This window comes from Sphingobacterium sp. xlx-96 (genome assembly GCF_011007365.1).
Classification (GTDB): domain Bacteria; phylum Bacteroidota; class Bacteroidia; order Sphingobacteriales; family Sphingobacteriaceae; genus Sphingobacterium; species Sphingobacterium luzhongxinii.
Genome location: NZ_WFKM01000004.1, coordinates 210,271 through 224,272, shown reverse-complemented (window position 1 = coordinate 224,272; position 14,002 = coordinate 210,271). Strand labels below are relative to the sequence as shown.

The following is a 14,002-nucleotide window of genomic DNA, read 5'->3' as shown; positions in this document are numbered from 1 at the left end:
CGTCTAGCAATTATTTTTGTTTGTTTTCTACATTGTTCTCGGCAACTTTAGCTCCTGGCTTTAAGGATGCTGCTCCATCAACCACAATTTTTTGACCTGCTTCAAGCCCTGAGCTTACAACAATTTTGTCGTTTATTTTGTGACCAAGTACAATCTGTTTCAATTCAACTTTGCTACTGTCGTTGATAGTATACACATTGAATGTTCCTAATTGCTCGAATACCGCTTTGTAAGGAATTACTAGTTCTTCTTGTGTCGATGTACTCTCTACATTTAATGTGGTGTTCATTCCTGCCCTAAGTGCATTTGTTCCATTGGAGAAAGATGCCCTGACTTTCAAGGTTCCTGTTTGACTGTCTACGGCTCTATCTATTGTTACTATTCTTCCTGCATCTTCATAGCGGCTGCCGTCAGGCATAGATACATAGATTTGCGTTGACGAGTTTCCTCCCTGAAGTTTTGTGAACTCCGGGATGTCTTTTTCATTAATTTGAAACTCGACAGCAATAGGGTTGGTAGAGGATACCGTATTTAAAAGTGTAGTACCAGCATTAACCAATGCACCATTACGAACTTGCGATATACCGATATTACCCGAAAACGGCGCTACGATTACAGAGCGTTGTAAATTGGTGCGAGCGGTAGTTAGTGCTGCTTCAGCAGCTTGCACTTGCGCTTTTTGATTGTTTACATCTGTCATCGCATAGTCTAGTGTCTGTTTGGCGATAGCGTCTTTCTCTGCTAATGTTTGATAGCGTTGTAAATCTTTCTGTACGCGATCTAGGTTAGCTTTAGCAATTTCTAGGTTGGCTTTTGCTTGGTCGACCGCCGCCTGGTAGCGTATCCTATCGATTTCATAAAGACGTTGTCCTTTGCTTACAAAAGCACCATCCGCGACAAAAATATTGGTTATATATCCTGTTACCTCAGCTCTAATTTCTGTTTCCTGTAATGGAACCACATTTGCCGGGTAGCTCTTCAATCCTGATACAATTTCTTTACCTACGACAGCAGAAGAAACCGGCGTTGCCATCTCTGCTTGTTGTCCCGGAGCTCCTTTGGTTTTATTATCTTTAGAACCACAAGATTGCCATAACAATCCAGAACCGATAAGTAAGGCCGAAAGTAATTGATTTTTATTCATGACGTTATATTTTCTTTGTTAGTGAGGTTGTATTATTTGTTAATTTCTACTGTGCCTAAGGCTTTCTGTATGTCCAGTTTGCTCGACAAGACAGCATAAAGCGAGTTCAGATAGTTCAATTGCGAGGTTTTCAAATCAGTCTCCGCAGTCATTAATTCCAAGTACGTCTTTACACCGGCATCGTACTGCAGTTTAATGGTATTATATACTTCTTCTGAAAGCTCCATATTATCTTTCCCATTGCGCCATTCATTCATATTGGCTCTGTAGTTTGCCATAGCAGCAGAGTACTCTGTACTGATCTGGTTCTCTAGATTTTGGAGATCTAATGCAATCCGTTCTTCCTGTAGCTCCGATTTTTTTATCTCTTGGATTCTCTTTGTTCCTGTAAAAATAGGGACAGATAGGGTTAAACCAACATTTGATCCTGGAAAGTTATCTTTGTATAGATTTGAAAAGCTATCATTTCTATAATTCATTGCGTAGTTGGCATAGGCACTCACTTTAGGCAAGAAATTCCATTTTTGATATTGGGTATTTAATTGCTGGATTGCTTTTATGTTTTCGATTTGCTTATACTCAACCCGGTTTGCTATTTGTAATAATTCTGTTGTATCTAACAGAATATTGCTTTCCAAGCTCTGATTTGCAAAGGACAAAGAGATAGGTTGTGCTGTAGGAATTGCAAGTAATAATTTCATATAATCGTACTTGTATTTTCTATTTTCCGAAGCAGTCTTTAAATCTGCCTTAGCATTATTTAAGGAAATCTGAGCCCTTTTGAAGTCTGTTTTGTCAACAAGTCCTACCTCATAACGTGCATTAGCTTCTGTAAATTGACGTTCTAATCGTAAGATATTCTCGTTAATTATCTTGATCTGCTCTTCACTAGTTAGTATGTCGTAGTACGCTTTACTAACATCTACGACGGTATTTATCTTTGTAGATTCTTCATTAAGGTTGTTCTGTTGGCGCACATACTTGGATGCTTTCGATGCCTGAAACAATTGAGGACTGATCAATGCTTGGTCTGCCTGAAAAGTCAATGCACTATTGTTGCGTTGTCCCAGTGTGATGTTTGAACCGTTAAAGTTCGTTGTGGGCAACTGCATAGCATGACTTATACTTCCATTTGCACTTATTTGCGGAAACCAACCTGATAAAGCTGAAGCAATTTCTCGCTCCCCGATTTCCTTATCAATTTGTGCCTGTTTAATTTCAATTTTATTACGCAGCGCGTAATTAATTAAATCGTCTAATGTTGCATTACCACTAAGTGTTGACTGTTGTGCAAGAGAGGCACTACACCCAAAAATAGTAAGAAAAGTAAGGGATATTATTTTTCTAAAATTATAATTCATATTCATTGTTTTGTTTTACACCGTTCCAAATAATTTCTATTAATTCATCTAAATGTTGTTGATTAAATTGAAGTTTTCCATAAATTACTGACTTTGAGAATGTGACAGCGGCCCCTATATAAGCTGCTGCTATGATATGTACATCTATTTTCCTTATTTGATTGATCTCCATACCTTTCAACAGAAAATCCATAACATTGTTTTCTTCATAGGGACCTGTTGCTTGCTTATTATGTGCAAGTTCATTGAAAGGGGAGTTGTAAAACTGCTCTAGGAAACTGAAAATATCGGTGTTTTCAATCTGAAAAGCACAGAATCGTTGCAATACAAAGGCAAATTGCTCTCGGTAAGAACTTTCTTGATTTATATCTTTAAATATAAATGTGTTAATTTTCGTTTTGCAATAGAAAAAGAGCTCGACAATCAGATTTTCCTTAGAAGGAAAGTAGTGGTAGATCGTACCGATAGCTACGTCTGAGTGTTTGGCAATCATACTCATAGGTGTTCCGTGGAACCCGTTTTCTTTGATGAGTGCTAGTGTATGTCTAAAGATACACTCTATTTTATCTGTAAATTGAACGTTCATTCGGTTGCAAATGTAATGATTGAGAACCAATAAAAAAGTCAAAATTTTGTTATAAAATGGGCCTTCTTAAGAGTGTAAGCTATTCTGGGAAATGTTGATTGAACGTCTATGTGTTAAGAAATTGTTAAGTATCAAGAAAGGTGTTGACAAGTGTTAGATATACACTTATCTTTGTAGTATCATAATTTAGGTTTATAATTGGTTAGTAAAGGTTTTCATTCTCCCCGTTTGAAAACCTTTTTTTTGTATTACGGCATAATCCGGTATAGATAAAATCAAAGGGATTCAAACCTGCATTCGAAAGAAATCTTTATTTACAATTTTTTAAGGCACGTTGTACCTCTTCGTGAGAATAAATGGAATCTTGTTTAGCGAAAGTGGTCGTGATATAGGTTAGAATATAAGCGATGTCCAATTCTGTCAAATGGGGGTTAGCCGGCATCTTTTCGTTGAATTTTTCACCATTTACTGTAATTTCTCCTTGCATACCATTACGGATAATGCAGCTCAATTGCTCTCGGTTTTTCTCGAAAAAAGAGGCATCGGTCAATGGTGGATATAATTTACCAAGCCCCTCACCATTTGCGCCGTGACAGTTTTGACAATTTGCTATATACAGTTTTTGTCCATTGACGGCATATTGAGCAGTTTTTATGTTAAGATTAGAATGGCATGACGCTAGGTAAGCCAAGCTCACTACCGTCATACCTATGATAACGAATATTTTAAATATGCGCATATTACTTGTACTCTTGAAGGAGTATGTCCATGTCGGTTAATAACTTTTGAACTTCTTCTTCGTTCGTACCATCATAAGCACCACGAATTCTTTTGTCGTGATCGATAAGTACTAAGTAGCCTGAATGATCGTATCCTCCAGGCACAGATGCATCTTCTTTGGTGTATACCAGATACTTATCTGAAAGACCGTAAATATCCGCTTTCGATCCTGTAACAAATTGCCATTGATCATTGTCTACACCTAGTTTTGTGGCATAAGATTTCAGCACATAAGGTTGATCATATTTAAAATCGATGCTATGAGAAAGGAAGGCTACTCTATCATCTTTTTTATACTTTTGATAAGCCTTTAAAAGATTTCTTTGCATTGTCGGGCAAATGCTGGGACAATGTGTGAAAAAGAAATTAGCAACGTAGATTTTGTTGTCAAAGAATTTATCAGACAACATTACGCTATCCTGATTCAAAAATTGAAAACTCGGAATCGTAGGGTAGATAGTGTCTCCCTGAACTACTTCGCGTTCGCCTATAATAGGGAGGGGTTTTGATGTAGATTGACATGCTCCAAGCGTCAATACACAGGTTGTCGCGAAAAATAAAGTTCTAATCATATTTCAAATTAAAGTTTACCCAATTTTTTGTTGCTTTCTAGAGAGACATCTTCAAATTGTTTTTTCATGGCTCTTATTTTTTCAATTTCGGCTTGTTGATAAGCTACATCCGTACTATCTGGCATGTACTCTTTCATCCATGTCATCATATTGTCTGTAGCAGCTTCTAAATTGCTTTTCAATGTGATGAGATCTGTCTTAATAAGTGCTGTATCGGCCTTTGCATCCTTTTTCAGAATTTGCCCTAAATTTCCTAAAATAGAATCTATTTTAACGGTAGTTTTGTCAAAGTGTGCAATTTGCGGCATGATTTCATCGTGGATTGTTATTGCTTCTTCCGAAAGCTGTTGATGTTTTACAGCTTCTTTTGTGGCTTGTTGTTGGCAAGCTCCGATTAAAATTACACTTGCTGATAATAGATAGAAAGTTTTTTTCATACGATTCGTTTTTTATAAGTCTTTTTCAAGAGATGCAGTTACAGACTTTCTTTCAAAAGTAAAGTCCAGATTCCTAATGTAAATTTCGTTATGGCATATAGCACATTTTACACCATTTTTATCAAATACGGCTGTAGAGAATGTTTTTATCACTTTGCCTCGTCTTTTAATCTCATCAAAAGCCTCAGCTATATCTTCCTCTTCTAGGTATAGTGAGTAACTTAGGTCCGTTCGTCCTGGTTTGAGATATTCTATGCGGGCAGATTTTAACCAAGCAACAGTTCTTTTTAATCCATTTGCTTGAAAGATTTGATCCAAAAGGATCGAGTGTACTGGGTCCAGTGCAGAGAAAATGGTTCCACCAAATACGGTTTTGTTGGAGTTAATATTCAAAGAGCTTTTGTAGATTTTGACATCAATTCCCTTAAAGCCCTTGTGGACTTGTTTTATCCATATCCTTTGAAAAAAGAAAGGTGGATAAAAACGGAGCAACCATTTAAGTGAAGAAGGATTTAACTTCATATTAACAAAAGTACAATTTATAAGGCTTTAAAAAGCTAAATAGTAGCAATATGTTGTATAAAATGATTTTCTGTAGTAAATTACATGAAATTTAACCGTTTTGTGACTTAAAAACAGTTTTCCTTATTTTTAGATTAACCCCTTATGGATCCTATTCGTACCAAGAATACGTGGTTGTTGATTATGGTGGCCTCATTAGGCTATTTTGTAGACATCTATGATTTGATTATTTTTTCTATTGTACGTGTACGTTCCTTTCAGGATATTGGTATTCCAGAAGAATTGATGCGGGTGAAAGGTGAGTTTGTGTTGAATATGCAAATGGGAGGTTTGTTGTTGGGGGGATTGATATGGGGAGTAATAGCAGATAAGTATGGTCGGATTAAGGTATTGTTTGGATCTATTTTACTGTATTCTCTCGCTAATATATACAATGGTTTTGTCCAAGACGTGACCACCTATGGAGTTGTTCGGTTTATTGCAGGAGTAGGGTTAGCGGGTGAGTTAGGAGCGGGCATTACATTGGTAAGCGAATCAATGCATCGCAGTAAAAGAGGGTACGGCACGATGCTCGTGGCGGGTGTAGGGGTATTGGGAGCTATTCTTGCGTATTTCGTTTCTGAATGGTTTGACTGGCGTACGGCCTATTTTGTAGGAGGCGGAATGGGAATATTATTATTGTTGATGCGTGTGGGAACATTTGAGTCGGGGCTTTTTGTACAATCTGCCGAAAGCAATCATGTGAGAAAAGGAAGTATTCGATTGTTGTTTTCTAGTTCCGATCGAATCAAGCGCTACCTATACTGCCTGTGTATCGGCCTACCTATTTGGTTTGTGGTTGGGGTCTTAGTCACGCAGGCTCCTGAGATAGGAGCTGCATTGGGAGCCCCTAATACATTGAGTGCGGGAAAAGGCGTGATGTTTACTTATCTAGGTATCTCATGTGGAGACTTTATGGCTGGATTGTTGTCGCAGTGGTTTAAATCCAGAAAGAAGGTAGTTTTTTTATGCCAAATATTGATTTTGGTTTCGTCTCTTTGGTATTTGAACAGCGAAGGGATCGAGGAGAAGCAATTTATGTTCCTTGCATTTTTTATGGGTATCGGGGTAGGGTATTGGGCTACGTTTATAACTATTGCGGCAGAACAGTTTGGGACAAACCTGAGAGCTACAGTCGCTACCACTGCTCCAAATTTTGTGAGGGGGGCTCTCATACCTTCAACTTTATTATATGGCTATCTTGTCGGCATGTGGGGGATAATAGTGGCAGCAATAATTACTTTGGTATTACTGACAGCAATTGCCATTTATGCCTTAACGCAACTTGAAGAAAGCTTTGATAAAGATTTAAATTACTACGAAGAGTAATACTAGCGGTCAGGACATTTTTTACAACGCTTTCCTCTTTTATACTTTTTACAACACTTTTTCAGTATACAACATGAAAAATCGCCAAAGGGATTTAAGCCTTTTGGCGATTGTTGAATTTCAAACTCTTGTTGCTCTTGAAATACCATACTTTGCTTATCCATGATGCAAAGATAGTTATTTAGACTTATTTTAAATTAAGCTAATTGTAATTTTTCTTTAAGATCTTCGGAAATAACGTTTGTAGCCTGATTGATCAATTCAGGATCGTCCGAATTATTTACGATGACTCTGTCACAGCTCTCTCTATAAGGGAGCAGATAGATGTTGTATGAAGGGACGACATGATTAATCCATTTATACATGACATCATCATGATCATAACCACGTTCCAGAAGATCCCGTTTCAATCGGCGTTTTAAGGCCACATCTTCGTCGGCGTCTAGAAATATACGATAGTTCAATAAATCATTGATCTCTTCATAATGAAAAATAAATAACCCTTCTACAATTAAGATCGGAGCAGGTTTTATTTCCAACATTTTCGGAGCTATGTTCGGATTATTGAATGTATACTCTTCTTTGTGTATTACTTTGCCTTCAAAGAGATCCTTAATATCTTTGAAAAATGCTTCTCTATCAATTGATGTAGGGACATCAAAATTGTAAAGTCTATTTTCTTCTTGTGTTTTGGTATTCGCAGGAATATAATAGTCATCCTGCGAAATCAATGTAATTTGGTCTAGCTGGAAATGATCCAAAAAACTTTTTAAAAAGAAAGTTTTTCCCGAACCGCTACTTCCAGCAATACCTATCACGTAAGGTTTGTCCATTTATATTTTAAAGTTATGGAAGTTATATTAAGTGATGTGAGTTATGAAGGTGCCTTCTATAACTACATAACCTTTGTCACCATTATAACTTTATTCTAAATATTACTCTTGTTCCAAAGGAATACCATATGTAATTTCGACTTGAAATTTACGGTCTAGCACGCCGATTGAAGTGGCAACAGATTTGGATAAAACTACGATTGCGTCTTGTGTATCTTCGTTATCACCAAATTTGCCCACAACTTTTGCAAAGGTAACACTTCGATTCATAGGATTTGTAATTTTTAATATAGTTCCTATCGGAGCGCTTTTGTGTAAGGCCAAGCTAGTCTGTCCGTCACCTTGCAGACTATCCATCCATACTGCTACACCACGTTCTTTTTTTTCCCGGATACCGTACTTGTTGGGCTTAAACTGGGACTCGTCGATCGGTTGATGTTCCTGTATATCTTGAGGTAGTTCTTGTACAACAGGAACTACGATTTTTGGTTCGGGTTTGGGCAGGCTGTGATTCGGCACTTTTAACAACTGACCTTCACGAAGATTCTCCGATTTTAAGCCATTTACCTTTTTGATGTCATCTACCGAAATACCAAAACGTCTTGAAATAGCGTAAAGTGTTTCACTTTTACTGACTTTATATTCTGTCATATCCCGGGGATCGATCAGAACATTGTCTTTTTCTTGTGGAACGTTTTCATTCTTTATCGCCTGTGTTTCATTTACCGCTTTACCTCTTGGTATTTTTACAGTATCACCATTACGCAGGTTTTTCTTGTTGTTGGCATTCATGATGTCGTTTACAGATACACCATAAGTCCTACTTAGTTGATAATATGTCTCTTGAGGAGTTAATTTATGGACAACATAGCGTTGACCATTTACGATTTCGTTTCCAATAGAATCAGGAGCAACGGTAGACGGTATAGTCAACCTATTTTTGGCTTGAACGGGTGCCAACGTGCTTAATCCTAGTCCTAGAGCTAATAAAAACGATATTTTATGATACGATTTAATAGTTTTATTATGCTTCATAGTTTGCAATTATACTAAATACGCTGCAATTTCTTGTTTAGTATTTGATAAAAAGAAAATATATCCTTTGACTTGAAAATAGGGCTGAGGGATTAATTTGTCTAGACCACTTAACACTATTTTACGATCGAGTATCTCATTTTTAGTCGATAGGCAGAGATGTAAGTCGAAGTATTGTCCCTTCTTTTTGTGATACGACCATATGAAAAAATCCTTATAGGGCTGCAGCCATATTTGATCTTCAAAGTAAAGATCCTTAATGAAATAAGGGAGATTGCCCTGATAGGGGATTGGGTAAGCAATGTTTTTATCAGGGAATGTGAATTTTTGTTCTAGGATATTTGAGACAATCCCTGTGGCTATTTCTACGAAAAATTCAAGACCTGAGGGAATAGATCGATGTACGACCCTAAGTCTATCTTTATAAACATCTTTTAACACGTATTCGTGATGTGTAAAAATAACAGATTGACTAGGGATATGTAACACTTGTATTCCAGCTTGTAGGGGAGAAGAAGAACCGAAACGTTTAAAAATTAAAAACTCATCCTGTATAGCTTCCAGTGTCCATTCTTTTTCTGTAGAGGTGTAATGTTCGAGAAGTGTTTCTCCTTCAAAGCTAATTACGGCAAATGTAGGGAGTGTATCCGTTGGATTCCTGTATTCAATTGCTAGACAATTATTCGAGCAGTCCACTTCTATTTTCCATATTGGAAAAGGGAAGTGTTTTTGAAATGCTTTAATTATTGTATATTTATTCATACTTTAAAAAGATAGAATTATGCTATACAAATTTACAAAATCCATTCTGTTGTTGCTATTTTTTGTGTTTGCAATCAGTACTGTGACAAATGGACAAGATGTATTCAAGACTGATCTTAAAGAAGATGTCGGGGCGAATGCTTGGCGCATAATAAAGAAATCTTATCAACAGGCGCTGGCTGAGCAGGCTGATTACTTTTTGATTGAGATGAATACATTTGGGGGAGCTGTAAATTATGCGGACTCTATCCGTAGTTTATTGCTTAATTCTGACATAAAGACAATTGTATATGTAAATAATAATGCGGCGTCCGCAGGCACGTTGATAGCGCTCGCATCCGACTATATTTTTATGCATTCCGGAGCATCGTTGGGCGCGGCGAGCGTGGTCAATCAGAGTGGTGAGATTATGCCCGAAAAATACCAATCTTATATGCGAGGACTTATGCGGGCTACAGCAGAAGCCAAAGGACGTGATCCAAGAATGGCTGAAGCTTTCGTTGATCCTACGATTTCTATCCCAACTCTTAAAGAAGACGGAAAGATATTGACGTTTACCGCTTCGGAGGCTGTAAAGGCCAAACTGGCGAACGCAGAAGTGAAACGGATTGAAGAGATTTACAGCAATTTAGATATCCAGGCACCGAGTGTTAAAGCTTATGAAAAAACGTGGGTTGACATTATTATTGCTTTTTTAGTTCATCCCATGGTTAGCGGTTTATTAATAATGGGTATTATTGGGGGGATTTACTTCGAACTACAGACTCCGGGTATTGGTTTTGCTTTAGTTTTAGCATTAATTTCAGCAACTTTGTTCTTTGCCCCTTTGTATTTGCAGGGATTGGCTGACCATTGGGAGATAGCTATTTTTGTATTGGGGGTTCTGCTTTTGGCATTGGAGGTATTTGTGATCCCTGGATTTGGTGTAGCAGGTGTTGTAGGGATTATTTTTGTGTTATGTGGGTTGGCTTTTTCGATGTTAGCTAATGATTATTTTGATTTTAAAGTTTCTCAACCCGGTTTATTGATGAATTCTTTTTTGATTGTTATTGGAGCGATGGTTTTCTCCATAATTTTAATGGTGATATTTGGGAAAAATCTTCTCAATTCATCGGCATTTAAGCGTTTAGTGTTGGAGGACGAGCAGCGTGCAGATAGTGGTTATACCTCTTCTGTACCTAAGATTAACTTGCTAAATAAAGAAGGAGTAGCACGAACTGTACTCCGTCCTGCAGGAAAAATAGAAGTAGATGGGGTATGGTATGATGCTGTTGCGCTGGATGGATTTATTGATGCAGGCGAACAGGTCTATGTTGAAAAACATGAAAACTATAATCTATTTGTACGAAAAACAGCCGATAAGCCTGTTTAAGTTTTATGGACTAAAAGAGACGTAATTGCTGTCCATAATTTAGATTGTCGACTCTCTGAGCAAAGGAAAATTTAGTGGTGTTTAGTTGGTTCTTTCTACAGTGCAATTGGAAGGCGGCTTTTATTATTTCGGCGACCTCGCCAGTACCTTTCATGCGCAGTCCAAAGTTGCTATTGTTGACATTGCCTTGATGACAGCTTTGAATAGCATGCCAAATTTTATTGTATCTTTCTGGATAATTCGCTGTTAACCAATCGTGAAATATGTTACCTATCTGTCCGTTAAGACGTACGATAATGTAGTTGGCCCAAAGGGCGCCACTTTGGGCCGAACGCTTTAAAATGGCTGGAATCTCGTGATCTGTTAGTCCGGGGATTATCGGCGCTATGTTGACACCGGTTGCAATCCCTAGTCTACTTAATTCTTCGACTATTTTTAGTCTTTGATTGGCTGTGACCGTTCTAGGTTCCAATTTCTTTCTGATTTCTTCCGATAGCGATGTGATCGATACGTATACTTTCAATAAGTTTTCTTTGGCCAGTTCCTGTAAGATATCAACATCTCTTAATATTAAGCTGTTTTTAGTGATAATACTTATCGGTTGTCCATGGTCTCGCGCGATTTGGAGGATCTGTCTAGTTAGTTTTTGTATACGTTCTATAGGTTGATAACAATCTGTATTGCCCGAAAGGTGTATCGGTTGGAAATCCCATCCTTTTTTACTTATGAATTCTTTAAAAAGTATAGGTGCGTTTTCTTTTATGATGATTTTCTTTTCAAAGTCAAGTCCTGCACTCATATCCCAATATTGATGCGAATTACGTGCGTAGCAATAGATACAACCGTGCTCGCAACCTTGGTAGGGGTTTGCTGAATAGCTCATGCCTACATCCGGACTATCGACTTTATGTACGAGTGTTTTCGCTTGAGAAGGAATGAAAGAGGTGCGGTTGTTTTCCTCTTCGTACATGTCTATCCCTTCGCTAAAGTATTGGTCATATTGTTGCGTCCTATACTTGTTGTGCGGATTGATTTGAGCACCCCTTCCTTTTATTGTTTTTTTACCTTCCATTAGAAAGTAAAATTACTAAAAATAATAGTAATCTAGTGCATTGTTTTAGCTATTAGATATTTGTATAATTCTATTTGAGACCGAAACTCGGCTTTATTATCCCTGACGTAGGCATTGTCCAGGTTATTGTTTAGTAGACGAGCTTTTACATTGCCTTTAAGCTGAATTTTCAACATGTCCAAAATCTCTGTTTTTATCTTTTTATCATTGATTCTAACCGCGGCTTCAAGACGATGGTCCAAATTCCGAGTCATCCAATCGGCCGAAGAAATATAGGTGTACTCCTTACCTCCGTGATAAAAATAGAAAGCACGTGCATGTTCAAGGTATTCATCTACAATGCTTATCGCGCGAATAGGTTGCTTAAAAGAGTCTTGATTGACAGCACAATAGATGCTTCGTACTATCATTTCAATTTTTACGCCAGCCTCGGCGGCTTCGTATATTTTTTTTATGAGCAATTTGTCGCTGAGTGAGTTAATTTTCACGATGACGTGTGCTTTTCTACCCGCCTTAGCTTCTAAAATTTCGTTATCAAAATAATGCATCAAGGTATTACGCATATCTGTGGGACATACTAATAAACCTTTGCCCATTTTTAAAGTCTGTGCAAGATCTTGTTTTGGACGCCGCAAGGCGTTAAAAATTTTATTGATATCCGCCATGATCGCTCGATTGCTTGTCAGGAGGCAATAATCACCATACAGTTTGGCTGTTTTTTCATTTATATTGCCGGTACTCACAAAACCACATTGAATCGTTTTTCCATGGACTCTTTTTTTGATGATACATACTTTAGCATGTATTTTTTTATTCGGAATTCCAAGTAAGACTTTTACGCCCTCCATTTCAAAACGTTCCTTCCATTCCAAATTGTGTTCTTCATCAAATCGTGCACGCAGTTCGAGCATGACCGTGACAACTTTTCCGTTACGCACGGCGTTAACTAGTGCATTGGCGACTTTAGAGTTAGATGCTAACCGATAAGCTGTGATTTGGATGGATAGTACGTCGGGATCCATAGCAGCCTCTCGTAATAGGTCTATGATATGTTCAAACGTATGATAAGGAAAAGAAAGTAATACATCTTTCTTCGTAATCACATCGGTGATACGAGTTTGATCTACTAGGTCTGGATGTAAAAAGGACGATCTTTCTTTAGGCTCATGATCTTTTCTGAAGATAGCTGGAAAGTTCATAAAATCCTTGAAATTATGGATTTTTTGACCAGGAATGATACTGTCCTTTTTCGATATATTTAATTTTTTGATTAGAAATTCTACAAGATTGCTATCCATTTCTTGATCAAATACAAATCGTGTAGGTTTTCCTTTTCTTCGGCTTTTTACAGCTTTGGCAATTTTGTCGGCAAAGCTAGTATTAATATCGTTGTCCAGATCAAATTCAGCATCTCTGGTTATTTTAAAGGCATTTGCCGTAAATCCGTCGAAACCAAAAAAAGAGAATATATGCGGTAAGTTGTGTTTAATAACATCTTCCAATAAAATAACGTGCACTTCTTTGTCAGGACAGGGTAGTAATACAAAGCGATCATGCTGAGCTGTTGGGATTTCTATGAGCGCAAATTTTGTTTCATATTGCCAGTCTGCTTTTTTCATGGCTATGCCTAAGTAGAGAGATTTGTCTCTTAGATAAGGCATAGGCCTATGGTCGTCCAATAATAGGGGAATGACGCTTGATTCTATTTCATCAATATAATATTGTTTAACAAATTTTTGCTGTGCCTCTGTAAGATTCGAACTTGTCTTGATATAGACGCGTTGTTTTTCCATTTCTTTTTGAACCTCTTGCCAGGTGCTATCAAATTTTTTCTGTTGTTTTATAACAAGGGCATTTAGTTCATTAAGAATGAGTTGAGGTTTTTCAAAAAATATATTCTTAGCTTCTTTCTCGTCTACTGCCAGCGCTCGTTTTAGACCAGCTACCCGTACGCGAAAAAACTCATCGAGATTGTTAGAAAAGATGCCGAGAAATTTAATCCTTGAAATAAGAGGTACTGTTTTGTCGGCTGCCTCTTGCAAAACCCGTCCATTAAAACTCAACCAACTAATATCCCTTGGAATAAATTTGCGTGCCATATATTAATTATCGATTTAGAATCAAAGCTATGTTTTAGCTGTTATTTTAATGTTAACTA

At 37.4% G+C, this 14,002-nt stretch carries 14 protein-coding genes; 2 read left to right on the top strand and 12 right to left on the bottom strand.

What is annotated here, in order from left to right; translation table 11 throughout:
- Positions 1-10: 10 nt before the first annotated feature.
- The 7 genes from G7B20_RS09330 to G7B20_RS09300 form a co-directional block, all read right to left on the bottom strand.
- On the bottom strand, positions 11-1,144 hold the full coding sequence (locus tag G7B20_RS09330) for an efflux RND transporter periplasmic adaptor subunit (RefSeq protein ID WP_164110560.1): 1,134 nt from the start codon (positions 1,142-1,144) through the stop codon (positions 11-13).
- Positions 1,145-1,176: 32 nt separating this feature from the next.
- Complete coding sequence (locus G7B20_RS09325; RefSeq protein WP_205600199.1) at positions 1,177-2,505, bottom strand: TolC family protein; 1,329 nt, start codon at positions 2,503-2,505, stop codon at positions 1,177-1,179.
- Positions 2,495-3,091 carry a TetR/AcrR family transcriptional regulator gene (locus G7B20_RS09320; RefSeq protein WP_164110556.1) on the bottom strand — a complete coding sequence of 199 codons (597 nt, stop codon included), beginning with the start codon at positions 3,089-3,091 and terminating at the stop codon, positions 2,495-2,497. The genes G7B20_RS09325 and G7B20_RS09320 overlap by 11 nt, the downstream gene beginning before the upstream one ends.
- A 310-nt stretch (positions 3,092-3,401) precedes the next feature.
- Entirely contained in the window at positions 3,402-3,830 is a 429-nt protein-coding gene (locus tag G7B20_RS09315; protein ID WP_240452747.1) for a c-type cytochrome, read from the bottom strand.
- Between the two features lies 1 nt (position 3,831).
- Entirely contained in the window at positions 3,832-4,443 is a 612-nt protein-coding gene (locus tag G7B20_RS09310; RefSeq protein ID WP_164110555.1) for an SCO family protein, read from the bottom strand.
- Positions 4,444-4,451: 8 nt separating this feature from the next.
- Positions 4,452-4,880 (bottom strand): transposase, encoded by a 429-nt coding sequence (locus tag G7B20_RS09305; RefSeq protein WP_164110553.1) that lies wholly within the window; start codon positions 4,878-4,880, stop codon positions 4,452-4,454.
- 12 nt (positions 4,881-4,892) lie between these two features.
- Positions 4,893-5,402: a DUF4442 domain-containing protein gene (locus tag G7B20_RS09300; protein WP_164110551.1), complete on the bottom strand. Its 510-nt coding sequence runs from the start codon at positions 5,400-5,402 to the stop codon at positions 4,893-4,895.
- A gap of 144 nt (positions 5,403-5,546) precedes the next feature.
- Between G7B20_RS09300 and G7B20_RS09295 the strand changes: the two genes are divergently transcribed.
- Positions 5,547-6,770 (top strand): MFS transporter, encoded by a 1,224-nt coding sequence (locus tag G7B20_RS09295; RefSeq protein ID WP_164110548.1) that lies wholly within the window; start codon positions 5,547-5,549, stop codon positions 6,768-6,770.
- Positions 6,771-6,967: 197 nt separating this feature from the next.
- Here the strand turns inward: G7B20_RS09295 and G7B20_RS09290 are convergent, their stop codons facing one another.
- The 3 genes from G7B20_RS09290 to G7B20_RS09280 all read right to left on the bottom strand — a co-directional run bounded on the left by G7B20_RS09290 (position 6,968) and on the right by G7B20_RS09280 (position 9,400).
- Positions 6,968-7,603, bottom strand: coding sequence for a uridine kinase (locus G7B20_RS09290; protein ID WP_164110546.1), 636 nt, complete (start codon positions 7,601-7,603; stop codon positions 6,968-6,970).
- Between the two features lie 102 nt (positions 7,604-7,705).
- Complete coding sequence (locus G7B20_RS09285; protein WP_164110543.1) at positions 7,706-8,638, bottom strand: LysM peptidoglycan-binding domain-containing protein; 933 nt, start codon at positions 8,636-8,638, stop codon at positions 7,706-7,708.
- A gap of 9 nt (positions 8,639-8,647) precedes the next feature.
- Positions 8,648-9,400, bottom strand: a complete 753-nt coding sequence (locus tag G7B20_RS09280) for a hypothetical protein (protein ID WP_164110541.1) — start codon at positions 9,398-9,400, stop codon at positions 8,648-8,650.
- A gap of 19 nt (positions 9,401-9,419) precedes the next feature.
- Between G7B20_RS09280 and G7B20_RS09275 the strand changes: the two genes are divergently transcribed.
- Positions 9,420-10,772, top strand: coding sequence for an NfeD family protein (locus tag G7B20_RS09275; protein WP_164110539.1), 1,353 nt, complete (start codon positions 9,420-9,422; stop codon positions 10,770-10,772).
- A gap of 10 nt (positions 10,773-10,782) precedes the next feature.
- Here the strand turns inward: G7B20_RS09275 and G7B20_RS09270 are convergent, their stop codons facing one another.
- Positions 10,783-11,844 carry a PA0069 family radical SAM protein gene (locus tag G7B20_RS09270; RefSeq protein ID WP_164110537.1) on the bottom strand — a complete coding sequence of 354 codons (1,062 nt, stop codon included), beginning with the start codon at positions 11,842-11,844 and terminating at the stop codon, positions 10,783-10,785.
- A 32-nt stretch (positions 11,845-11,876) separates the two neighbouring features.
- Positions 11,877-13,943 carry a polyphosphate kinase 1 gene (gene ppk1, locus G7B20_RS09265; RefSeq protein ID WP_164110535.1) on the bottom strand — a complete coding sequence of 689 codons (2,067 nt, stop codon included), beginning with the start codon at positions 13,941-13,943 and terminating at the stop codon, positions 11,877-11,879.
- Positions 13,944-14,002 lie beyond the last annotated feature (59 nt).

Bases quoted from the DNA above. Each gene is read 5' to 3' on its own strand.
- G7B20_RS09330 (WP_164110560.1), bottom strand. From the start codon at position 1,144: ATGAATAAAAATCAATTACTTTCGGCCTTACTTATCGGTTCTGGATTG.
- G7B20_RS09325 (WP_205600199.1), bottom strand. From the start codon at position 2,505: ATGAATTATAATTTTAGAAAAATAATATCCCTTACTTTTCTTACTATT.
- G7B20_RS09320 (WP_164110556.1), bottom strand. From the start codon at position 3,091: ATGAACGTTCAATTTACAGATAAAATAGAGTGTATCTTTAGACATACA.
- G7B20_RS09315 (WP_240452747.1), bottom strand. From the start codon at position 3,830: ATGCGCATATTTAAAATATTCGTTATCATAGGTATGACGGTAGTGAGC.
- G7B20_RS09310 (WP_164110555.1), bottom strand. From the start codon at position 4,443: ATGATTAGAACTTTATTTTTCGCGACAACCTGTGTATTGACGCTTGGA.
- G7B20_RS09305 (WP_164110553.1), bottom strand. From the start codon at position 4,880: ATGAAAAAAACTTTCTATCTATTATCAGCAAGTGTAATTTTAATCGGA.
- G7B20_RS09300 (WP_164110551.1), bottom strand. From the start codon at position 5,402: ATGAAGTTAAATCCTTCTTCACTTAAATGGTTGCTCCGTTTTTATCCA.
- G7B20_RS09295 (WP_164110548.1), top strand. From the start codon at position 5,547: ATGGATCCTATTCGTACCAAGAATACGTGGTTGTTGATTATGGTGGCC.
- G7B20_RS09290 (WP_164110546.1), bottom strand. From the start codon at position 7,603: ATGGACAAACCTTACGTGATAGGTATTGCTGGAAGTAGCGGTTCGGGA.
- G7B20_RS09285 (WP_164110543.1), bottom strand. From the start codon at position 8,638: ATGAAGCATAATAAAACTATTAAATCGTATCATAAAATATCGTTTTTA.
- G7B20_RS09280 (WP_164110541.1), bottom strand. From the start codon at position 9,400: ATGAATAAATATACAATAATTAAAGCATTTCAAAAACACTTCCCTTTT.
- G7B20_RS09275 (WP_164110539.1), top strand. From the start codon at position 9,420: ATGCTATACAAATTTACAAAATCCATTCTGTTGTTGCTATTTTTTGTG.
- G7B20_RS09270 (WP_164110537.1), bottom strand. From the start codon at position 11,844: ATGGAAGGTAAAAAAACAATAAAAGGAAGGGGTGCTCAAATCAATCCG.
- ppk1 (WP_164110535.1), bottom strand. From the start codon at position 13,943: ATGGCACGCAAATTTATTCCAAGGGATATTAGTTGGTTGAGTTTTAAT.